Source organism: Zoogloea sp., assembly GCF_041908905.1.
Classification (GTDB): domain Bacteria; phylum Pseudomonadota; class Gammaproteobacteria; order Burkholderiales; family Rhodocyclaceae; genus Zoogloea.
In genome coordinates, this window is record NZ_JAYREK010000021.1 from 1 (window position 1) to 21468 (window position 21468).

General features: G+C 64.4%; 17 protein-coding genes. 16 read left to right on the forward strand and 1 reads right to left on the reverse strand.

What is annotated here, in order from left to right:
- A partial coding sequence (locus tag ACE3OU_RS12150) for a hypothetical protein (RefSeq protein ID WP_374241819.1) occupies positions 1-184 on the forward strand: 184 nt, incomplete at its 5' end.
- A gap of 178 nt (positions 185-362) precedes the next feature.
- Here the strand turns inward: ACE3OU_RS12150 and ACE3OU_RS12155 are convergent.
- Positions 363-2186 carry a sigma 54-interacting transcriptional regulator gene (locus ACE3OU_RS12155; protein ID WP_374241820.1) on the reverse strand — a complete coding sequence of 608 codons (1824 nt, stop codon included), beginning with the start codon at positions 2184-2186 and terminating at the stop codon, positions 363-365.
- Positions 2187-2933: 747 nt separating this feature from the next.
- On the opposite strand from ACE3OU_RS12155, the gene benA reads away from it, so the two are divergent.
- The 15 genes from benA (at position 2934) to ACE3OU_RS12230 (ending at position 21446) form a co-directional block, all read left to right on the forward strand.
- Positions 2934-4262 (forward strand): benzoate 1,2-dioxygenase large subunit, encoded by a 1329-nt coding sequence (benA, locus tag ACE3OU_RS12160; protein WP_374241869.1) that lies wholly within the window; start codon positions 2934-2936, stop codon positions 4260-4262.
- The gene (gene benB / locus ACE3OU_RS12165) at positions 4262-4747 is read left to right on the forward strand and encodes a benzoate 1,2-dioxygenase small subunit (RefSeq protein ID WP_374241821.1); all 486 of its coding nucleotides are present in this window, start codon (positions 4262-4264) and stop codon (positions 4745-4747) included. The genes benA and benB overlap by 1 nt, the downstream gene beginning before the upstream one ends.
- A 72-nt stretch (positions 4748-4819) precedes the next feature.
- Complete coding sequence (gene benC / locus ACE3OU_RS12170) at positions 4820-5836, forward strand: benzoate 1,2-dioxygenase electron transfer component BenC (protein ID WP_374241822.1); 1017 nt, start codon at positions 4820-4822, stop codon at positions 5834-5836.
- The gene (gene benD, locus ACE3OU_RS12175; RefSeq protein ID WP_374241823.1) at positions 5833-6624 is read left to right on the forward strand and encodes a benzoate diol dehydrogenase BenD; all 792 of its coding nucleotides are present in this window, start codon (positions 5833-5835) and stop codon (positions 6622-6624) included. Before benC ends, benD begins: the two co-directional genes overlap by 4 nt.
- Positions 6625-6707: 83 nt before the next feature.
- Complete coding sequence (locus ACE3OU_RS12180; RefSeq protein ID WP_374241824.1) at positions 6708-8021, forward strand: MFS transporter; 1314 nt, start codon at positions 6708-6710, stop codon at positions 8019-8021.
- Positions 8022-8283: 262 nt separating this feature from the next.
- Positions 8284-8655 carry a 2Fe-2S iron-sulfur cluster-binding protein gene (locus ACE3OU_RS12185; protein ID WP_374241825.1) on the forward strand — a complete coding sequence of 124 codons (372 nt, stop codon included), beginning with the start codon at positions 8284-8286 and terminating at the stop codon, positions 8653-8655.
- Positions 8656-9603 (forward strand): catechol 2,3-dioxygenase, encoded by a 948-nt coding sequence (locus ACE3OU_RS12190; RefSeq protein WP_374241826.1) that lies wholly within the window; start codon positions 8656-8658, stop codon positions 9601-9603. It begins immediately after the preceding gene.
- 239 nt (positions 9604-9842) lie between these two features.
- Entirely contained in the window at positions 9843-11303 is a 1461-nt protein-coding gene (locus ACE3OU_RS12195) for a 2-hydroxymuconic semialdehyde dehydrogenase (protein WP_374241827.1), read from the forward strand.
- 11 nt (positions 11304-11314) lie between these two features.
- Complete coding sequence (locus ACE3OU_RS12200) at positions 11315-12157, forward strand: alpha/beta fold hydrolase (protein ID WP_374241828.1); 843 nt, start codon at positions 11315-11317, stop codon at positions 12155-12157.
- Positions 12158-12177: 20 nt separating this feature from the next.
- Positions 12178-12960 (forward strand): 2-oxopent-4-enoate hydratase, encoded by a 783-nt coding sequence (dmpE, locus tag ACE3OU_RS12205; RefSeq protein WP_374241870.1) that lies wholly within the window; start codon positions 12178-12180, stop codon positions 12958-12960.
- 20 nt (positions 12961-12980) lie between these two features.
- The gene (gene dmpH, locus ACE3OU_RS12210; protein WP_374241829.1) at positions 12981-13769 is read left to right on the forward strand and encodes a 2-oxo-3-hexenedioate decarboxylase; all 789 of its coding nucleotides are present in this window, start codon (positions 12981-12983) and stop codon (positions 13767-13769) included.
- 247 nt (positions 13770-14016) lie between these two features.
- Positions 14017-17559, forward strand: coding sequence for an indolepyruvate ferredoxin oxidoreductase family protein (locus ACE3OU_RS12215; protein WP_374241830.1), 3543 nt, complete (start codon positions 14017-14019; stop codon positions 17557-17559).
- A gap of 601 nt (positions 17560-18160) precedes the next feature.
- Entirely contained in the window at positions 18161-18496 is a 336-nt protein-coding gene (locus tag ACE3OU_RS12220; RefSeq protein WP_374241831.1) for a hypothetical protein, read from the forward strand.
- A 16-nt stretch (positions 18497-18512) separates the two neighbouring features.
- Positions 18513-19613, forward strand: coding sequence for a hypothetical protein (locus tag ACE3OU_RS12225; protein ID WP_374241832.1), 1101 nt, complete (start codon positions 18513-18515; stop codon positions 19611-19613).
- A 12-nt stretch (positions 19614-19625) separates the two neighbouring features.
- Positions 19626-21446, forward strand: coding sequence for a hypothetical protein (locus ACE3OU_RS12230; protein WP_374241833.1), 1821 nt, complete (start codon positions 19626-19628; stop codon positions 21444-21446).
- The last annotated feature ends 22 nt before the right edge of the window (positions 21447-21468 follow it).

A 21468-nucleotide genomic window follows, 5' to 3' on the forward strand; every position in this document is an offset into this window, starting at 1 on the left:
ACTTCAATTTCTTTGTGGCAGCGACCGAAGCCACTACCCCTCGAAACCGAGTACCCACACCTATCGGTTGTTCATCTTTTTAAAGAACCGCCGCATCAGCAGCGAAGAGGTGCGCATTATACAGAGACCAAAAACCCTGTCAAGCATCGCGAGAAAATTTATTTCAGCATCTCGCAAAACCTGAGGCCAGAACGCTACAACCAACCGGCCCTGCTGCTACCTCCCCGCTACCGCGCCCCAGACATCAGTGCGCTGCAGCAAGAGAGCGCGCATTATAAAGAACTATCGGAACCCGTCAACACGTTTGGGAAAATAAATTTCAGGTGCGCTTTTGAAGCGCACCGCACCGCGCCCTTCGAGGCTCAGTCTCCGTCCTCGACGATCCCGCGGCTCTTGAGGCGATAAACCATCTGCGGCCTGGTGATGCCAAGCAGGCGCGCCGCGGCGGCGACGTTCCCGTTGGCGCGGGCGAGCGCACGCTTGAGCAGCAGGGTCTCTACCTCGTCGAGCGAGACGTTGTCACAGCCATCGCCTTCGCCGAGCAACAGGTTGCTCACGCTGCGACTGACCCGATCCAGTTCGCGATCAGGCTCGGCATCGGCAACCAGAGCCGCGGGATCGCTCGCGACAAGCTGGCCGCCACGCCCCACTTCGAAACGCTTCTCGTCGAACCGCTCGCCACTTGTAAACAGATGGGAGCTATCCACAGGACCGTTGTCGCTACCCAGGATCACGCCCCGCTCGATGACGTTTTCCATTTCGCGCACGTTGCCCGGCCACTCGTAAGACAGCATGGCATCGACGGCGCGCTGGGTGAAGCCCGTCAGGGAACGGCCGTGCATCTGGTTGTACTTGGAGAGGAAGTAGGACATCAACAAGGGGATGTCCTCGCGGCGCTCCCGCAGCGGCGCGATGAACACCGGAAAGACGTTGAGCCGGAAGAACAGATCCTCGCGAAAACGGCCGGCCCTGACCTCCTCCCGCAGATCGGCATTCGTCGCCGCGATGAGGCGGACATCCACCTTCCTGGTGTGCATGTCCCCCAGGCGCTCGAGCTCCCCCTCCTGCAGGACGCGGAGCAGCTTCCCCTGGGCGCTGGCGCTGAGCGTGCCGATCTCGTCGAGGAACAGGGTTCCGCCGTCCGCGCGCTCGAAGCGCCCCGGGCGGCTTTGCATCGCCCCGGTGAAGGCGCCGCGCTCGACGCCGAACAGCTCGGACTCGACGAGCTGCTCGGGAATCGCCGCGCAGTTCACCGCAACGAAGGTCTTGTTGCTGCGGGCGCTCATCCGGTGCAGCGTGCGCGCAAACACCTCCTTGCCGACGCCGCTCTCCCCCAGAAAGAGAACGGTAGCCTGGGTCGGGGCAACCTTGCGGACCATGTGCATGACCGCGTTGAAGCCGGAGGAGATCCCCACCGGCCCCTCGGTCGCCCCCCCCTGCGCGCCGGGCAGGCCCAGCGGGCTGATCAGCTGCTTGCTGGACGGCAGCCCCTGCGCGGCCAGGAAATCCGGCGTCATGTAACGGAGGTCGTGGGCTCCTTCCTCGCCCCATTCCTCGACCAGCTTGCCGATGATCCGGCACGACGGATGCCCCATCGACTGGCACTCGACCTCTCTATATAGAACCTGGCGCCCCATGAACTCCGTCGAGAAGCCCGACGCGTAACCAATCTGCATCCAGCAGGCAGGCTCGTCGCCGATGGAGAAGTGGCGGATGTGCTCCTCGTCTTCCACCGGGCTGGTCCACAGGAATTCCCCGTAGTGCCGGCCATGCTCGATGTCGAACTCGAGCCGGACGGCCTCGGAGACACCGATGCCCTCGAGGCAGTGCATCTGCGGGCCCACCACGAAAATATCCTTGAGCGACGTCTTGGAGCGAACCTTGCGGGCCATCTGCGCATCATGAACCCCCGCGCGGTAACCCATCCGCGTGAAGAACCCCCGGGCGACATCCATGCCGAGCACTTCGATCATCTCGCGACGCAACGCGCCGAGCGACTTGGCGTGGATCAGCAGCATCCGCTGATCATCGAGCCAGATCCGCCCATCGCTGGTGGAAAAACGAAGCCGCGCCAGCAGATCGGCCAGGTCGGGGAAGCGCACCTTGTCGTGCTCGACCTTGGCTGGATCGACGACCGGGACGCGATCGCGCGCCGCCGTCGACTGGGCACGAGCACCGCCTCTCATCGCACGCCTCCACGATTCACACCGGGCCCTCGCCCTACGCCGCAACTACCGATAGCTTTCATGGGTTTTCCAGTCTCCTCGCATCGAACAGATGCCTCACAACGCCTCGCGGCCACCCGCCGACGGATCAAAGATACGCTGCCCGCCAGCACAGGAAAAGCTTTTGGCTTGTTTGCTGCACTGCACATACATTTATTGATGCATGCTGCACTGCAATATTTATCGACACATTAAATCATTTGATTCACTTCACCACCCGGTGACGCCAACCCCTACCGCAGGGGCTCCCCCACCCACTCCCTTCAAAATTCAAAAATCGCTTTGTGGCACAAGGACTTCCTCACATTGCGAGGGAATCCGTCACAGAGCTGGCACGCCCCCTGCTAAAGAAGGGTGCTGAGGCTGTAAGTGTAACCAAATGCTCGAAGCTCCCAACGGTGCTTTCGAAGCCAAGACAAAGCCCACTAATGCCCGGCAGAGAGGCACGAGGAGGAAAGAGAGCATCAGGCAGGACAAAGCGCGACGCGGGCCGCCCAGCGGTCACTCCCGCCAGCCCCTTGCCCAGGCTCTTTTTCTGCAGACAGACCTGGACGGCGCAGCCAACCGTCGCATGCCTGCCGGAGGTCTGTCCCCCGGCGACACCGGACAGCTAGTCCTGAAGCAGTTCTCGATTGTGACCACGAATAGGAGACGAGCGTGACCCAAGTCAATCAAGACACCCAAGCAAAAATTGCCAAGCTGGAAGCGATGCTTGAAGAAGATACGGCCAAGAACATGTACCGTATCGATCGCGCGGCCTTCACCGACGAAGAGCTGTTCGAGCTCGAGATGAAGCACATCTTCGAGGGCAACTGGATCTTCCTGGCCCACGAAAGCCAGATCCCGAACCCCAACGACTACCTCAACATCTACGTCGGCCGCCAGCCGGTGCTGATCACCCGCGACAAGACCGGTCAGCTGCACGCGATGGCGAACACCTGTACCCACCGCGGTGCGACCCTTGCCCGTCACAAGAAGGGCAACAAGTCCAGCTTCACCTGCCCGTTCCACGGCTGGACCTTCAACAACAGCGGCAAGCTGCTGAAGGTCAAGGACCAGACCCCGGACGCCGGCTACCCCGAGTGCTTCAACAAGGACGGCAGCCACGACCTCGTCAAGCTGGGCGCCTTCGAGAACTACCGCGGCTTCCTGTTCGGCAGCATCAACCCGAACGTCAGCTCCCTCGCCGACTACCTGGGCGAAGCGGCCAAGATCATCGACATGATCGTCGACCAGGCTCCGGACGGCATTGAAGTGCTGCGCGGCACCGGCTCCTACACCTTCGACGCCAACTGGAAGCTCCAGGCCGAGAATGGCGCTGACGGCTACCACGTCACCGCGGTGCACTGGAACTACGCCGCCACCCAGGGCCGCCGTACCGCCGACGGCAAGGAAGACACCATCAAGGCCATGAGCGCCGGCGGCTGGGCTCGCCAGGGCGGTGGCTCCTACTCCTTCAAGAACGGCCACATGCTGCTGTGGACCAACTGGGCCAACCCGGAAGACCGTCCCCTGTGGCACAAGCGCGACGAGTGGATCGCCAAGTTCGGTGAAGCCAAGGCCGACTGGATGCTCAAGAAGTCCCGCAACCTGTGCATCTACCCGAACGTGTATCTGATGGACCAGTTCAGCTCGCAGATCCGCGTCCTGCGCCCGATCTCCGTCGACAAGACCGAGGCCACCATCTACTGCATCGCGCCGAAGGGTGAAGAGCCCGCCGCCCGTGCCCGCCGCCTGCGCCAGTACGAAGACTTCTTCAACGCCACCGGCATGGCCACCCCCGACGACCTGGAAGAGTTCCGCTCCTGCCAGCACGGCTTCAACGCCCGTGCCGTCAAGTGGAACGACATGACCCGTGGCGCCACCCACTGGGTCAAGGGCCCGGATGCCAACGCCGACCTGATCGGCCTGAAGCCCGAGCTCTCTGGCATCAAGACGGAAGACGAAGGCCTGTACGTCATGCAGCACGTGTACTGGCTCGAGACCATGAAAAAAGCCTATATCGCCGAACAAGCCGAACAAGACGGAGCCAAGTGATGCTGTCCTACGAAGCCATTCAATCTTTTGTTTTCCAAGAAGCACGTGCCCTTGACGAGCGCCGCTGGGCCGACTGGCTGGAGTTCTATGCCGAAGACGTCGAGTTCTGGATGCCGGCCTGGGATGAGGACGACACGCTGACCAACGATCCGCAGAACGAAGTCTCGCTGATCTACTACGCCAGCCGTTCGGGCCTGGAAGACCGCATCTTCCGTATCGAGACCGAGCGCTCCAGCGCGACGATCCCCGACACCCGCCACGGCAAGTCGATCTCGAACCTCGAGGTGCTGTCCCAGGACGAAAACAGCGTCAAGCTGCGCTTCAACTGGATCACCAACAGCTTCCGCTACGACATCCTGGACACCTACTTCGGCTACTCCGAATACACCCTGGACACGTCTGGCCCGAAGCCCGTGATCAAGAAGAAGTACGTGGTGCTGAAGAACGACTACATCCACCACGTTCTCGACATCTATCACATCTAAGCCGACGTGAAATGACCCGTCCGTGCCCGCACGGACGGGTTGCTGCATTCAATCGCCGATAAGGACAATCCTATGCCGTTCAACATTGCCCTGCAGTTCGAAGACGGGGTCACCCGCGTCATCCCGTGCGACGCCAACGAGCTTGTATCCGAGGCCGCCTACCGCGCCAAGATCAACATTCCCCTCGACTGTCGTGATGGCGCCTGCGGCACCTGCAAGTGCCATTGTGAAAGCGGCACCTACACGCAAGGTGTTTACATCGAGGATGCTCTGAGCGACGACGAAGCCGCGCAAGGTTTTGTCCTGACCTGCCAGATGAAGCCGACCTCCGACTGCGTGATCAAGATCCCCGCGTCGTCGGCTGCCTGCAAGACCGAGGTCGCCACCTACAGCGCCGCCCTCAGCGAGATCAACCGCGGCTCGCCGACCACCGTCTCCTTCAAGCTGAAGGCCGACAAGCCCGTCTCCTTCCTGCCCGGCCAGTACGTGAACCTCGAAGTGCCCGGCACCAAGGAAACCCGCGCCTACTCCTTCAGCACCGCACCGAACCAGACCGAACTGGGCTTCCTGATCCGTGACGTCCCGGGCGGCCTGATGAGCACCTACATGCGCCAGAACGCCGAAGTCGGTGGCGCGATGAACTTCACCGGCCCCTACGGCAGCTTCTACCTGCGCCCCGTCGAGCGCCCCGTGCTGATGCTCGCCGGCGGCACCGGTCTGGCCCCGTTCCTGTCGATGCTGCTGTGGCTCCAGAACAACCCGACCACCCAGCCGATCATGCTGGCCTATGGTGTCAACACCAATGACGACCTGGTCGAACTCGACACCCTGAACGCCCTCAAGGCCGCGATGCCGAACCTGGAGTTCTTCACCGTCGTCGTCGATCCCGCCAGCGGCCACCCGAAGTGCGGCTACGTCACCGACCACCTGAGCGCCAAGGAGCTCCACGACGGCAACGTCGACGTTTACGTCTGCGGCCCCCCGCCGATGGTCGAAGGTGTCCGCAAGTGGATGTCGGGCGTCGGTGTCACCCCGAACAGTTTCCATTTCGAGAAGTTCTCGTCTTCGACCGCAGGAGCCCACGAATGAGCAACGCCGCTCGCTTCAAGAAAAAAGTCGTCATCGTGACCGGCGCCGCCCAGGGCATCGGCCGGGGCGTCGCGATGCAGGTTGCGGCCGAAGGCGGCAAGGTGCTGGCCGTCGACCGTTCCGACCTGGTCAATGAAGTCGTCGAGGAGATCAAGGCCGCCAAGGGCAAGGCTGCAGCCTTCCAGGCCGACCTCGAAACCTTCGCCGGCGCCCAGGCCGTGGTTGCCGAGGCCCTGCGCAAGTTCAAGCGTGTCGACGTGCTGATCAACAACGTCGGCGGCACCATCTGGGCCAAGCCCTTCGAGTTCTACGAAGAAGCCCAGATCGAGGCCGAAGTGCGCCGCTCGCTGTTCCCCACCCTGTGGTGCTGCCGCGCCGTGCTGCCGACGATGATCGAGCAGAAGAGCGGCGTCATCGTTAACGTCTCCTCCGTCGCCACCCGTGGCGTGCACCGCGTCCCGTACTCCGCGGCGAAGGGCGGCGTCAACGCGCTGACCGCGTCCCTGGCCATGGAGAACACCAAGCACGGTATCCGCATCAACGCCACCGCTCCCGGCGGCACCGATGCCCCGCCGCGCCGCGTGCCGCGCAACCTGAACCCGGTCGAACCGAGCGCTCAGGAAAAGGAGTGGTACCAGGGCGTGATCGACCAGACGGTCGACTCCAGCCTGATGCACCGCTACGGCACCATCGATGAACAGGTCGCCCCGATCCTGTTCCTCGCCTCCGACGAGTCGTCCTACATCACCGGGTCGATCCTGCCCGTTGCTGGCGGCGACCTCGGCTAAAAACAAAAAAACTCCCGGGCAAATCCCTCCCCGTCACCCCACAACCATTATTACAAATAAATAAACTACTCAAGCGAGACAACATGGCCAAAATCGACGTTCACGAAATTGCCGACCACGCGAAGTTCAATGGCTTCCACGGTATGGTTCTGTTCTGGTGCGCAATCATCATCATCTTTGACGGCTACGATCTGGCAGTCGCCGGCATCGCCCTGCCGTCCATCATGAAGGAGATGGGCGTCACCCCCGCCACCGCCGGCTACATGGTCAGTTCGGCCTTGTTCGGCATGATGTTCGGAGCCATGTTCCTGGGGACCATCGCCGACAAGATCGGTCGCCGCTGGGCCATCGTGATCTGCATCGTCCTGTTCAGCGTGTTCACCGCGGCGGCGGGCATGACCCACGACCCGGTCACCTTCAGCATCACCCGCTTCCTTGCCGGCCTAGGCATCGGCGGCGTGATGCCCAACGTGGTCGCGCAGATGACCGAATACTCGCCGCGCAAGATGCGCAGCACGCTGGTGACGCTGATGTTCAGCGGCTACTCGGTGGGCGGCATGCTGGCGGCGGTGCTCGGCAAGGGTCTGATCGAAACCTACGGCTGGTCCTACGTGTTCTACGCGGCGGCCATCCCGGTGCTGATCGTGCCCTTCGTGCTGCTGTCCCTGCCCGAATCGATGGCCTTCCTCCTGAAGAAGGGCCGCATCGACGAGCTCAAGAAGATCATCCAGCGCCTGGAGCCCAGCTACACCCCCGCCGCCTCCGACAGCTTCGAGCTCCCCAGCACCCAGAAGGTCGAAGGCGCGCCGATCGGCAAGCTGTTCCTGGATGGCCGTGGCCTCAGCACCGTGATGTTCTGGATCGCCTTCTTCATGTGCCTGTTCATGGTGTATGCGCTGAGCTCCTGGCTGACCAAGCTGATGGCCCAGGCCGGTTACAGCCTCGGTTCCGCGCTGACCTTCGTGCTCGTGCTCAACTTCGGCGCCATGATCGGTGCCATCGGCGGCGGCTGGCTGGCCGACCGCTTCAGCATCAAGAAGGTCGTGATGTGCTTCTTCGCGCTGGCTGCGGTGTCCATCACCGCGCTCGGCTACAAGATGTCCACCGAAATGCTGTACCTGATGGTCGGCCTGGCCGGCGCCTCCACGATCGGCACCCAGATCCTGATCTACGCCTACGTCGGCCAGTACTACCCGATGGCGATCCGCTCCACCGGCATCGGCTTCGCCTCCGGCGTCGGCCGCAGTGGCGCGATCCTGGCACCGATCGTGATCGGCACCCTGGTCGGCATGGCCCTGCCGCTGGAGCAGAACTTCATGGCCATCTCCATCCCGGCCGTGATCGCGCTGATCGCCATCGGTCTGGTCAACCAGAAGCGTTCGGCTTCGGCCCTGTAATAACCCCGCCGGGTCCCGGCCCGGCCAGGTCATCCGCCGCCCCGGCCCCGGGGCGCGGTTACGGACCTGAAACCGTAGTGACTGCCGCAGCGCCGGCCTGCCGCCGACGCGAAGCGTCAAACCCGCAGTATCATGGCAAAAGCCTTCGCCCCCTCGCCCGCCGGCCCGGCGCGCAGGGGCCGGCGAAGCAACGAATTCCCAACCCTCTGCTTCTCCAACCTCCGCCCACAACCATCATCAAGGCAAAGAAGGCCAACGGAGCATGAAGCACACCATCACCATCGAGAACACCGGGGAAAGCTTCCTGTGCGACGAGGACACCAACGTGCTCCTCGGCATGGAGCAACTGTGCCGCAAGGGCATCCCGGTCGGCTGCCGCAACGGCGGCTGCGGCGTGTGCAAGGTTCAAGTCAATAAAGGTCAATACAGCAAGCGGAAAATGAGCCGCGGCGTGGTCAGCGCCGACGAAGAGGCCTCCGGCTGCGTGCTGGCCTGCAAGATCTTCCCCCAGAGCGATCTGGAGGTAGAGGTGGTCGGCAAGATGGCGCGTGCCATTGTCGCCCAACAGAGTAAGTCGTCCGATTTCGGGTTCACGACGACGCTACAAACCAATAAACCCGCAGAGGAGAATTGAATGGCACTGACTGGCGTTTTGCGCCCTGGGCACGTCGCACTGCGCGTGCTCGAGATGGAGCCGGCCCTGAAGCACTACAAGGACGTTCTCGGTCTCATCGAAGTCGCACGCGATGACAAGGGCCGGGTCTTCCTGAAGGCCTGGGACGAGCACGATCACCACAGCGTCGTGCTCCGCGAGGCCGACGAAGCGGGCATGGACTACATGGGCTGGAAGGTGGACTCCCCCGCCACCCTCAAGAAGCTGGCTGCCGACGTGGAGCAATCCGGCCTGGCAACCGACATGTCCTGGGTCCCGGCCGGCGAGCACCCGACCACCGGCGAGCGCTTCCGCTTCACCGTCCCGACCGGGCACGTGATGGAGCTCTTCGCCGAGAAGGGCATCGTTGGCAACAACTGCGGCACCGACGGTCCGGACATCAACCCCGACCCGTGGCCGGACGGCCTGAAGGGCATCGCGGCGACCCGCTTCGACCACTGCCTGCTCTACGGTGACGACCTCGACGGCACCGTCAAGCTGTTCACCGAGGTGCTGGGTTTCGGCATCGCCGAACGGGTGATGCTGGCCGGCGACAAGAACTTCATGATCGGCGCCTTCCTGTCCTGCTCGAACAAGGCCCACGACGTGGCCTTCATCCGCCAGCCGGTGAAGGGCAAGTTCCACCACGCCTCCTTCGAGCTGCGCAGCTGGGAGCAGGTCCTGCGTGCCGGCGACATCCTGTCCCGCACCAAGACCTCCATCGACATCGGCCCGACCCGTCACGGCATCACCCGCGGCGAGACGATCTACTTCTTCGATCCGTCCGGCAACCGTAACGAAGTCTTCTCCGGCGGCTACATCTACTACCCGGACAAGCCGGTGATCACCTGGTACGACGAAAGCCTCGGACCGGCGATCTTCTACCACGATCGCAAGCTCAACGAAGCCTTCCTGAGCGTGTTCACCTGATAGGTCGGTCCCGCGCACCGGCGTTTTCGGTGCGCGGGGTTTTGCACAGACGATTTGCAGCAAAAAATATCGAGATTTTTTTCAAATATCGGTATATTACGCCCTGTCGCAGGACGTGGATTCCGTCACGTGCTGCGGTGAGTAAAACGCCTTCCAGACGCAGTTTGTCTGTTCAAGACACCAGGCAAAGACCATCGGTGCACGGCAGGGGCCGCGCCACCACAAGGAGAGAGTACGACATGAAAGACATCCTGAATTTCATCAACGGCGAGTACGTATCCAACGCGAGCGGCAAGCGGTACGAGAAGCGCAACCCGGTCGACAATTCCCTGATCGGCATGGTCCACGAAGCTGGCAAGCCGGAAGTCGACGCCGCCGTCGCCGCCGCCAAGGCCGCCCTGAAGGGCCCCTGGGGCAAGCTGTCGGTGGTCGAGCGCTGCAACATGCTCGACGCCATCGTCGCCGAGATCAACAACCGCTTCGACGACTTCCTGCAGGCCGAGATCGCCGACACCGGCAAGCCGGTCTCCCTCGCCTCGCACATCGACATTCCCCGCGGCGCGGCTAACTTCAAGATCTTCACCGACACGATCAAGAACGTCTCGACCGAGTCCTTCGAGATGCGCACCCCCGACGGCAAGACCGCCCGCAGCTACGGCGTGCGTACCCCGCGTGGCGTGATCGCGATCATCTGCCCGTGGAACCTCCCGCTGCTGCTGATGACCTGGAAGTGCGGCCCGGCCCTGGCCTGCGGCAACACCGTGGTCGTCAAGCCCTCCGAGGCCACCCCGAGCACCGCCACCCTGCTGGGCGAAGTGATGAACAAGGTCGGCGTCCCGGAAGGCGTCTACAACGTCGTGAACGGCTTCGGCGTCGACTCCGCCGGTGCCTACCTGACCGCCCACCCGGACGTCAACGGCATCACCTTCACCGGTGAGACCAAGACCGGCACCGCCATCATGAAGGCCGGTGCCGACGGCATCCGCCCGGTGTCCCTCGAGCTCGGCGGCAAGAACGCCGCGCTGGTGTTCGCCGACTGCGAATTCGACAACGCCGTCGCCACCGTGACCCGCTCCTGCTTCGAGAACGCCGGCCAGGTGTGCCTGGGCACCGAGCGCGTCTACGTCGAGCGCCCGATCTTCGACAGGTTCGTCGCCGCCCTGAAGGAGCAGGCCGAGAAGATGAAGCCGGGCCGTCCGTTCGACCCCGACACCAAGATCGGCCCCCTGGTCAGCAAGGTTCACCAGAAGAAGGTCCTGGGCATGTACGCCAAGGCCAAGGAAGAAGGCGCCAACATCGTCTTCGGCGGCGGCATCCCCGACATGCCGGAAGAGCTGAAGGACGGCTGCTGGGTTCAGCCCACCATCTGGACCGGCCTGCCCGAGACCGCCACCGTCGTGACCGAAGAAATCTTCGGGCCGTGCTGCCACATCCAGCCCTTCGACACCGAAGAGGAAGTCGTGGCCATGACCAACAACAACCGTTACGGCCTCGCCACCTCCATCCACACCCAGGACATCAGCCGCGCGATGCGTCTGGCCGGTGAGATCGAAGTCGGCCTGTGCTGGATCAACAGCTGGTTCCTGCGCGACCTGCGCACCCCGTTCGGCGGTGCCAAGCAGTCCGGCATCGGCCGTGAAGGCGGCGTGCACTCGCTCGAGTTCTACACCGAGCTGCGCAACGTGATGGTCAAGTACTGAGAACAGGCGCGATGAGCCAGAACCCCGAGATCGCCAACAGCATCCGCACCGGCGAGTTCAACAGCAACGTCCACGACGTGGGCACCGGCGGCGGCCTGCCGGTGATGCTGATCCACGGTTCTGGCCCGGGCGTCAGCGCCTGGGCCAACTGGCGCCAGGCGATCCCGGCCCTCGCCCGGGACCGCCGGGTGATCGCGCCGGACATGGTGGGCTTCGGCTACACCGATCGTCCGGCCGGTATCCAGTACTCGATGGACACCTGGGTCCGCCAGGGGCTCGACCTCCTCGACGCCCTCGGGCTCGAGAAGGTGCACCTCGTCGGCAACTCCTTCGGCGGCGCCCTGGCCATGGCCCTGGCAATCCGCGCCCCCGAGCGGGTGCAGCGCCTGGTGCTGATGGGCTCCGTCGGCGTTCCCTTCCCGATCACCGAAGGGCTCGACGCCGTGTGGGGCTACGAAGCCTCGTTCGAGAACATGCGCCGCATCATGGACTACTTCGCGTGGAGCCGTGACCTCGTCAATGACGAGCTCGCCAAGCTGCGCTACGAAGCCAGCATCCGCCCCGGCTTCCAGGAGTCCTTCTCGGCCATGTTCCCCGCCCCGCGCCAGCGCTGGGTGGATGCGATGACCAGCGCCGAGGCCGACATCCGCGCCCTGCCCCACGAAACCCTGATCATCCACGGTCGCGAAGACAAGGTCATCCCCCTGTCCAACTCGCTGACCCTGGCCGACTGGATCCCCAACGCGCAGCTCCACGTGTTCGGCCACTGCGGCCACTGGACGCAGATCGAGCACAGCGCCCGCTTCAACCGGCTCGTCGGCGACTTCCTCGCCGAAGCCGACCCGCAATCCTGACCCTGAGGTTTTCCCCCATGATGGATAAATCCAAGATCGAAAAGTACGGTGACGAGCTGTACGAAGCCCTCGTCAACCGCAAGGCCGTCGCTCCCCTGACCGACCGGGAAGCCGACATCACCATCGAAGACGCCTACCAGATCCAGCAGCGCATGATCCAGCGCCGCCTCGACACCGGTGAGACCATCATCGGCAAGAAGATCGGCGTGACCAGCAAGGTCGTGATGGACATGCTCAAGGTCGACCAGCCCGACTTCGGCATGATGACCTCCGGCATGGTCTTCAACGAAGGCGAAGCCATCGACACCAGCACCATGATCGCCCCCCGCGCCGAAGCCGAAGTGGCCTTCGTGCTCAAGAGCGACCTGCAGGGCCCGGGCGTCACCGCCGCCGACGTGCTGCGCGCCACCGAGTGCGTGGTCCCGTGCTTCGAGATCGTCGACTCCCGCATCCAGGACTGGAAGATCAAGATCCAGGACACCGTCGCCGACAACGCCTCCTGCGGCGTGCTCGTGCTGGGCGGCCTGCGCAAGAGCCCCCGCGACATCGACCTGGCCCTCGCCGGCATGGTCCTCGAGAAGAACGGCGAAGTCATCAGCACCTCCACCGGCGCCGCCGTGCAAGGCTCCCCGGTGAACGCCGTGGCCTGGCTGGCCAACACCCTCGGCCGCCTCGGCATCCCGCTGAAGGCCGGCGAGGTCATCCTGTCCGGTTCCCAATCCCCGCTCGTCCCGGTCAAGGCCGGTGACAGCCTCGTCTGCTCCGTCGGCGGCCTCGGCAGCACCTCGGTCCGTTTCATCTGATCCCAGAAAGAGACCCTTCCATGAATCTCGATAACGCAACCATCCTCAAGCTCGCCGAGCACCTCGAAAACGCCGAACTGCAGGCCTTCGACGTCACCAAGATCACCAACGATCACCCCGACATGGATTGGGACGACGCCTACGCCATCCAGGACGAGATCCGTCGCCGCAAGGAAGCCCGTGGCAACAAGATCGCCGGCCTGAAGTGCGGCCTGACCTCCTTCGCCAAGATGAAGCAGATGGGCGTCGAGACCCCGGTGTTCGGCTTCGTCGCCGACTACATGTCCCGCCCGGACGGCGGCGAGATCAAGCACTCCGAGCTGATCCACCCGAAGGTCGAGGCCGAGATCTGCATCGTCACCAAGGCGCCGCTGAAGGGCCCCGGCTGCCACGTCGCCGCCGTGATGGCCGCCACCGACTTCGTCGTCCCGGCCGTCGAGATCATCGACTCCCGCTACCGCGACTTCAAGTTCGACCTGAAGAGCGTGATCGCCGACAACACCTCCTCCGCCCGCTTCGTGATCGGCGGCAACATGCGCAACCTCGACGAACTCGACCTGCGCACCCTGGGTGTCGTCCTCGAGATCAACGGCGAGATCCGCACCATGGCCGCCGGCGCCGCCGTGCTGGGCCACCCGCTGGCCGCCGTCGCCATGCTGGCCAACCACCTGGGCGCCCGCGGCCAGGAGATCCCGGCCGGTACCTTCATCATGACCGGCGGCGTCACCGAAGCCATCACCGTCAATCCGGGCGACAACGTCAATGTCCGCTTCCAGGATCTCGGCTCCGTCTCGATGCGTTTCGTCTGAGACAAGGCCGGGCACTGACGGAGTGCCGCCGCGCTACTTGCCCGGGCCGCAACCGCGGTCCGGTGCGCAGCGGCCGCTCCGCCAGCGCGGCTCGGGCGCCGAGGAGGGCCGGGCAAACCCGGCCGCCCCGGCGGCCCGCACCCGATTCTGATTCCGGTCGGCATCACCCTGGCGACGGCCCAGGCAGGCTCGCGAGGCCCCGCAAGACCAGGGAACCGGGGGCGGAGACAAACAAGAGGACACTTTCATGTCATCCAAGCAAGACCTCAGCAGCACCTTCACAAAAGAAACCGGCGACATCCATCTGGGTGGTATCGACGCGCTGGTTCGACTGACCCTCGATCAGGTGCGCACCGACGCGCGCCGCGGCCTCAAGACCGGCATGTTCGTCTCCGGCTACCGCGGCTCTCCGGTGGGCATGCTCGATGCGGCGCTGATCAAACAACAAAAGCTGCTGCTGGAACACCACATCAAGTTCGTTGACGGCCTCAACGAGGACCTCGCCGCCACCGCCGTGTGGGGCACCCAGATGATGCACACCGTCGGCAAGCAGAAGTTCGACGGCGTCACCGGCATGTGGTACGGCAAGGCCCCGGGCGTGGACCGCTCCGGCGACGCCCTCAAGCACGCCAACTACACCGGCATCGGCAAGAACGGCGGCGTCCTCGCCATCGTCGGCGACGACCCCAGCTGCAAGAGCTCCTCCCTGTGCAGCCAGTCCGAGCCCATGCTGTTCCACGTGGGCATCCCGTCGCTCTACCCGAGCAACGTCCAGGAAATCCTCGACTACGGCCTGCACGGCTACAACATGTCGCGCCTCGGCGGCCTGTGGGTCGGCATGAAGATCGTCACCAACGTGGCCGACGGCACCGGCACCGCCAGCGTCGACCCGTCCCGCCTCAACTTCGTCACCCCCGACCTGATGTTCGACGGCCAGAAGTTCACGCCGAACATGAACCTCGGCATGAACGTGCGCGTCGAGGCCCTCGAGATGGAGCAGTCGCTCTACACCCGCCGCCTCGAAGTCGCCAAGCGCTACGCCCGCGAGAACAAGCTCAACAACGTCGTCATCCCCAACCCCGACGCGTGGCTGGGCATCATCACCGCCGGCAAGACCTACAACGACCTCATGCAGGCCTTCCTCGAGATGGGCCTCGACGCCGACGCGCTGCGCCGCTACGGCATCCGCGTGCTCAAGATGGGCATGCTGTTCCCGATGGAACCGACCATCGTGCGCGAGTTCGCCGAAGGCCTCGAAGAGATCTTCGTGATCGAAGAGAAGCGCCCCTTCCTCGAGATGTTCGCCAAGCAGGTGCTGTACGGCCGCGCCAACGCGCCGCGCATCGTCGGCAAGTTCGACGAGGAAGAGAAGGAGCTCCTGCCCCACTACGGCGAGTTCGAGTCCGACATCATCGTCCGCGCGCTGCTCAAGCGCCTCGGCCGCAAGACCCGCATCGAGTCCGCCGAGAACTGGCTCAAGCGCCTCGACGAGATCCACGCCCGCGCCAAGCTGCCGACCGCCGGCCGTACCGCCTGGTTCTGCTCCGGCTGCCCGCACAACAGCTCCACCGTGGCGCCGGAAGGCAGCATCGTGTCGGCCGGCATCGGCTGCCACACCATGGCCATGTGGATGAACCGCAACGTCGTGATGGGCACCCACATGGGCGCCGAAGGTGCGCAGTGGATCGGCATGGCGCCGTTCACCGAGACCAAGCACATCTTCCAGAACATGGGCGACGGCACCTACGCCCACTCCGGCAGCCTGGCGATCCGCTACTGCGCGTCCACCGACGTCAACATCACCTTCAAGCTGCTGGTCAACTCGCACACCTCGATGACCGGCGGCCAGGCCATCCAGGGCGCCAACCCGGTGCCCAACATGGTCGCCGACCTGCTCGCCAACGGCGTGCGCAAGGTCATCGTCACCACCGACGACCTGTCACTGTACTCCGGCATCCAGCTGGCCGGCCACACCGAGGTCATGCACCGCGACCGCCTCGACGAGGCCCAGAAGGAACTCGCCGCCACCCCCGGCACCACCGTGCTGATCCACGACCAGGAGTGTGCCGCCGAACTGCGCCGCGCCCGCAGCCGTGGCAAGGCGGAAGAGCCGGCCGAGGTCACCATCATCAACGAGCGCGTCTGCGAAGGCTGCGGCGACTGCGGCGAGAAGTCCAACTGCATGAGCGTGGAGCCGGTCCAGACCGAATTCGGCCGCAAGACCCGCATCCACCAGTCGTCCTGCAACAAGGACTTCTCCTGCGTGAAGGGCTTCTGCCCGTCCTTCCTCACCATCACGCCCAACCCCGAACCCGCGGGTGACGGCGCGCCGAAGAAGAAGAAAAAGGGCCGCATCCCGGTCCTCGACCGCGAGCTGCCCCAGCCCGTCAACAAGATCGACGACACCATCGGCGTCGGCATCCACGTGATGGGTATCGGCGGCACCGGCTCGGTGACCGTCGTGGCGACCCTGGCCAACGCGGCCCGCCTCGAAGGCAAGCACGTCATCGGCCTCGACCAGACCGGCCTGGCCCAGAAGGGCGGCGCGGTGATCTCCGACATCAAGATCACCCACGTGCCGTTCCAGGGGTCCAACAAGATCTCCGACGGCCGTGCCGACCTGTACCTGGGCTTCGACATCCTCAACGCGACCGACCCGAAGAACCTGGACAAGTGCAGCCCCAACCGCACCATCGCGGTGGTCTCCACGACCCAGACCCCGACCGGCCAGATGGTTTCCAACCGCAAGGTGTTCTTCCCGAACACCAAGAACCTGACCGCCGGCATCGACCGCGTCACCCGCAAGGACGACAACGTCTTCCTCGACGGCCAGGCGATGGCCGAGGGCCTCTTCGGCGACGCGATGGCGACCAACAACTTCATGGTCGGTGTGGCCTACCAGGCCGGCACCATCCCGCTGAAGGCCGAGTCCATCGAGCAGGCCATCAAGAACTCCGGCGTCGGTGTCGAGCAGAGCCTCGCCGCCTTCCGCTGGGGCCGCATGGCCGTGGTCGATCGCGCCTTCGTCGAAGCCGAGATCGCCAAGCAGACCGGCGCCGATGTCATCAAGCTGAAGGCTGTTCCGCAGCTCTCGCCGGCCGCCCGCGCGATCGTCGACAGCGTCGGCGCCCAGGGCGAGGTCAAGCGCCTGCTGGAAATCCGCGTGCCCGACCTGATCGACTACCAGGACGAAGCCTACGCCAAACGCTACGCCGAGGTGATCAAGCGCGTCGTCGCCGCCGAACAGCGTGCCCTGCCGGGCAGCCAGCTGTCCGAGGCCGCCGCCCGCTACCTCCACAAGCTGATGGCCTACAAGGACGAGTTCGAAGTGGCCCGCCTGCACACCGACCCGGCCTTCCTGGCCCAGCTCGACGCGCAGTTCAAGAACGGCTACACGGTGAAGTACAACCTGGCGCCCCCGCTACTCTCCGAGCGTGACCCGGAAACCGGCCACCTCCAGAAGAAGCAGTACGGCGACTGGGTGTTCAAGGCCTTCCAGTTCCTCGCCAAGCGCAAATCCTGGCGTGGCGGCGCCCTCGACATCTTCGGCAAGACCGAAGAGCGTCGCCAGGAGCGCCAGTCCATCGAGGACTACATCAAGGTCCTGGACGAGATCATCTCCCGTCTGAGCGCCACCAACCACGCCGCTGCGGTGGCGCTGGCCAGCGTTCCCGACGAGATCCGCGGCTTCGGCCACGTGAAGGAGAAGAACCTGGCCACCGCCAAGAAGCTGTACGAAGAGCGCCTGCAGGCCTTCCGCAACGCCGAGAAGGCCCTTCAGACCGCCTGAGCGGCCCCCTGACGGCTGCCCCCCAGACCCCCGCGGCGGCAACGCCGCGGGGGTCTTTCATTGGCGCCCGCCGGCAAACCCGCCCCGGAGGTGACCCGACTCCGCCTCCGTGAAATTCCTGACGAATGGATGCACAGGCCATATTGCGTCGCACCATCCATGACGCTATTCTTACCCCGTCTCCTCCACCCTCCTCCTCCGGTGTGGATTTAACCCGAGCGACGTCCCCGTCCCTCGGGTTTTTCTTTTTGGGCCGGGGCTGCCGGGCGCCCCCGTCGCGGGCCGGCCTTCCCTCTCCATCACGCCCCCGGGTGTCCGGCCCCACCTCGGAAGCCGAAGCCCGGAGGCCTCTGCGCCGGGCTTGCCGAAACCCTCCATCCGACATGCCATCGTTCCGTGGGCCGCGCGGACTCGACGGGCACAGCACGGAATCTGGGCTGACTATTTGTCGAAAATTTTTACACTTTTTCAAAACCAGCGCCGGGAGAAAATAAAAAGTCAAATAAAATCATATTCCTACATAAACGGCATGAAAAATGCTGTGATCAACAGGAATCGTAGTCGGTATTTGCGTCTTGTTTTTTCAACATAGGGGAAAATCATGCGCACCACTCGTCGTTCCTGTGTCATCGCCTCCGCGTTCCTTCTCGTCCTGTCCGCCGGAGTGAATGCCGCCCCCCCCAGCCTGAGCGGCCCATCCAGCCTTACCCTGGGCAGCCGTGCCCAGTTCGGCGGCATCAACTACGCACCCTATGCCCCCATCACCGTGGTGGTCACCGATCCATCGGGCGGTCAGCACAGCCAGAGCCTGGTGGCCAGCGCGTCGGGCACCGTCAGGTATGAGCTCAATGCCAGCATTCCCGGGCAATACCAGATCCAGGTGATTGATCGTAACGGGGCCCTGCTGCAGAAGCTCACCCTGCCCGTGCGGCCCTGATCCGTGGCGGGGGAAAATGATGAAATCACCCACCTTGAAATGGCGGCGGGCGCTTCCGGGCGCGTGCCTGCTGCTGCTTTCGGCGATCACCCCAGCCATCTCCGACCCCGGGGTGCTCTTTGTCTCCAACCGCGATGGCGCGCTGCAGATTTACCGGATTGCCGCCGACGGCACGGGCGAAGCGCGCCTCACCGACAGCCAGGGCAACAACCAGCCCGCCTGGTCGCCCGATGGCCGGCGTTTCGCCTTTACCTCCGTGCGCGACGGCAACCCCGAGATCTACACGGCCAATGCCGATGGCAGCGCAGTGCGCCGGCTCACCGACCATCCCGCCGCGGACGTCCGCCCGGCTTGGTCGCCGGACGGCAAACAGATCGCGTTCGTTTCAGGCCGGCAGGGTCGTGACGACATCTGGCTGATGCAGGCGGACGGCAGCGGACAGCGCCTTCTGACCGCTGTGAACGGCGGACTGGGCGGCGGCGGGCTGATCTGGTCGCCCGACGGCAGCCGGCTGTATTTCCTGATGAGCGTCGGAACAAAGCATCAGGTCTTTTCGATCAACGCGGATGGCAGCAACCTCACGGATCTCACCTCAGCCTTCTCGAAGGGCGCGAAGGGCGAGCCCGACCTGTCCCCCGACGGACAGTGGCTGGTGTTCACCACCGCCGAAGACCGCAGCCCGGTCAATCTGGTGGTGATGCGTTCGGACGGCAGCGAAGGGCGCCAGATCACCCGTGCCCAGGGCGACAACTATTCGCCACGCTGGTCACCGGATGGGCGCCACATCGCGTTCGTGTCGAGTCGCGACGACCTCGTGCGCTCCGAGATCTATGTTTCCAGGCCCGACGGGAGCGACGCCCGCAATGTTTCGCTGAACCCGCGCGACGACTTCGAACCGCGCTGGCTCGACGCGCACACCGTGCTTTTCGTCAGCATGCGCGACCCGATCACCCAGCTGTATTCCGTCGACATCGCCTCTCCCCAGCCGCGGCGCATCACCCGCAGCCAGGCCCTCGAGCTCGAACCGACACCATTCGTCGGGGGACTTCTGCCAGCCGCCCCGACAGCACGGATGTATTCCGGGGTTTCGCCTGTCCTGAACCGCCAATTGCCCTAAGAGGAACTCATCATGACCCGCAAGCAGATACTCAGACTCAGCAAGGTCGGTTTTTTTGTTGCGGTGGCCACCTGTGCCATGCAGTTGCAGGCCGCAGGCAAGACCTACACGCTGAACGCCGACTTCGATCAGGGCACGTCACTCAACGTCAATCACCTCTCGCCTGATCAACTGCAGCTCAACGTCGTGACCTCCACCTTCCCCTTCCTGTGGGTTGCCAACGGGGGGGAAGACACCGTCAGCAAGATCGACACCAAGAACAACAAGGAAGTCGCCCGCTACCGCACCTGGTTCGGCCCGAGCGGCCAGCCGGGCTACTACAACCACCTCGGCGACCCCTGGTCCGGCCCGGCGCCATCGCGGACCGCGGTGGACAAGGACGGCAATGCCTATGTGCTCAACCGCCACTTTGAAGGCCGGCCGGCCGTGCTGCTCAAGATCCTTGCCTCGGGCGGGATCGACCGCAACGGCAACGGCGTGATCGACACATCCCTCGACGCCAACGACAACGGGACGATCGACACCGCCGAAATCATCCCCCTCGCCGACAGCAACAGCAACGGCGTGCTCGACCCCAACGAACTGGCGGACGAGCGCATCGCCTGGGCGGTTCGCGTCGGTCCCGCCGGCGGGCTGGGCCGGGGCCTGTGCATCGGCACCGACGGCAACCTGTGGGTCGGCCTCTTCAACAGCCAGGCCTATTACAAGGTCAGGGCCACGGACGGGGCCATCCTGGCCGGGCCGATCAGCACGACACCGACGCCGGGCATGCCGAGCGCCGGTGCCTGGACACCCTACGGCTGCCTCATCGACGGCCAGGGAACCCTGTGGTCGGCAGGTCTCAACTCGCCGATGGGCAAGATCACCAACACCCAGAGCAACACCGGCCCGTGGACCATATCGTCGTTTTACCCGGGCTACTCCAACTATGGCATCGCCCTCGGCTCCGAACTGGGCGTGACGATGGTCTACCTGGCCACGCCTTACAACAATCTGACCTTCGCCAAGTTCAATTCGGCCACCAACACCTTCACCAACCCGACGCCGCCCAGCAGCCGCTACAGCACGTCCGGCATCGTCGTGGATGGCGCCGGGGATGTGGTGACCGGGCCCTATGGCAGCGGCGGGCTGGTCAAGTACAAGCCCGACGGCACCGTCGTCTGGACCGCCCCCACCCAGTTTTCCGGTGAAACCCGCGGCGTGATCCCCGACCAGGACAACAACCTGTGGCAGATCAGCCGTACCGGCGCGCGCGTCATGAAATACCGCGGCACCGACGGCGCGCCGCTGGGCATGGTCTCGGTCGGAAACCAGCCCTACACCTACAGCGATGCCTCCGGCTCGACCGTGATCGGGCAAACCAGCCCGAGCGGCAGCTGGACCGTAACCTTCGACAGCGGTACGGCAGGCAGCCCCTGGGCGCCGGTGTGGTGGAACGACTCCGTCCCGGCCGGCGCATCCCTCAGCGTGAGGGTGCGCACCGCCGACACCCCGGCGGACCTGCCGCTGAAGGCCTGGACCAATGTGACCAAGGGCGGCCCGATCGCGCTGACCGGACGCTACATCGAAGCCCAGGCCAACTTTGCCACCACCACCGGCAGTCCGTCGCCCGTGCTGTACGACCTCACGCTGGCCACCCCGAACGTGGGCAAGTGCGACGCCGACCAGGATGGCGACATCGACCAGGCCGACCTGGCGCTGATCAGCAAGGCCCGCGGCCAGACACCAACGGCAAACGATCCGCGCGACGCGAACGGCGACGGGCGCATCGACCCCCTCGACGTCAAGACCTGCATCCCGCGGTGCACGCGGGCCAATTGTGCAATCCAGTAAGCGCGAATGGATGAGGCCCGGT

Bases quoted from the DNA above. Each gene is read 5' to 3' on its own strand.
- ACE3OU_RS12215 (WP_374241830.1), top strand. From the start codon at position 14,017: ATGTCATCCAAGCAAGACCTCAGCAGCACCTTCACAAAAGAAACCGGC.
- ACE3OU_RS12185 (WP_374241825.1), top strand. From the start codon at position 8,284: ATGAAGCACACCATCACCATCGAGAACACCGGGGAAAGCTTCCTGTGC.
- ACE3OU_RS12220 (WP_374241831.1), top strand. From the start codon at position 18,161: ATGCGCACCACTCGTCGTTCCTGTGTCATCGCCTCCGCGTTCCTTCTC.
- benD (WP_374241823.1), top strand. From the start codon at position 5,833: ATGAGCAACGCCGCTCGCTTCAAGAAAAAAGTCGTCATCGTGACCGGC.
- dmpE (WP_374241870.1), top strand. From the start codon at position 12,178: ATGGATAAATCCAAGATCGAAAAGTACGGTGACGAGCTGTACGAAGCC.
- benA (WP_374241869.1), top strand. From the start codon at position 2,934: ATGCTTGAAGAAGATACGGCCAAGAACATGTACCGTATCGATCGCGCG.
- dmpH (WP_374241829.1), top strand. From the start codon at position 12,981: ATGAATCTCGATAACGCAACCATCCTCAAGCTCGCCGAGCACCTCGAA.
- ACE3OU_RS12190 (WP_374241826.1), top strand. From the start codon at position 8,656: ATGGCACTGACTGGCGTTTTGCGCCCTGGGCACGTCGCACTGCGCGTG.
- benC (WP_374241822.1), top strand. From the start codon at position 4,820: ATGCCGTTCAACATTGCCCTGCAGTTCGAAGACGGGGTCACCCGCGTC.
- ACE3OU_RS12200 (WP_374241828.1), top strand. From the start codon at position 11,315: ATGAGCCAGAACCCCGAGATCGCCAACAGCATCCGCACCGGCGAGTTC.
- benB (WP_374241821.1), top strand. From the start codon at position 4,262: ATGCTGTCCTACGAAGCCATTCAATCTTTTGTTTTCCAAGAAGCACGT.
- ACE3OU_RS12180 (WP_374241824.1), top strand. From the start codon at position 6,708: ATGGCCAAAATCGACGTTCACGAAATTGCCGACCACGCGAAGTTCAAT.
- ACE3OU_RS12230 (WP_374241833.1), top strand. From the start codon at position 19,626: ATGACCCGCAAGCAGATACTCAGACTCAGCAAGGTCGGTTTTTTTGTT.
- ACE3OU_RS12155 (WP_374241820.1), bottom strand. From the start codon at position 2,186: ATGAGAGGCGGTGCTCGTGCCCAGTCGACGGCGGCGCGCGATCGCGTC.
- ACE3OU_RS12195 (WP_374241827.1), top strand. From the start codon at position 9,843: ATGAAAGACATCCTGAATTTCATCAACGGCGAGTACGTATCCAACGCG.
- ACE3OU_RS12225 (WP_374241832.1), top strand. From the start codon at position 18,513: ATGATGAAATCACCCACCTTGAAATGGCGGCGGGCGCTTCCGGGCGCG.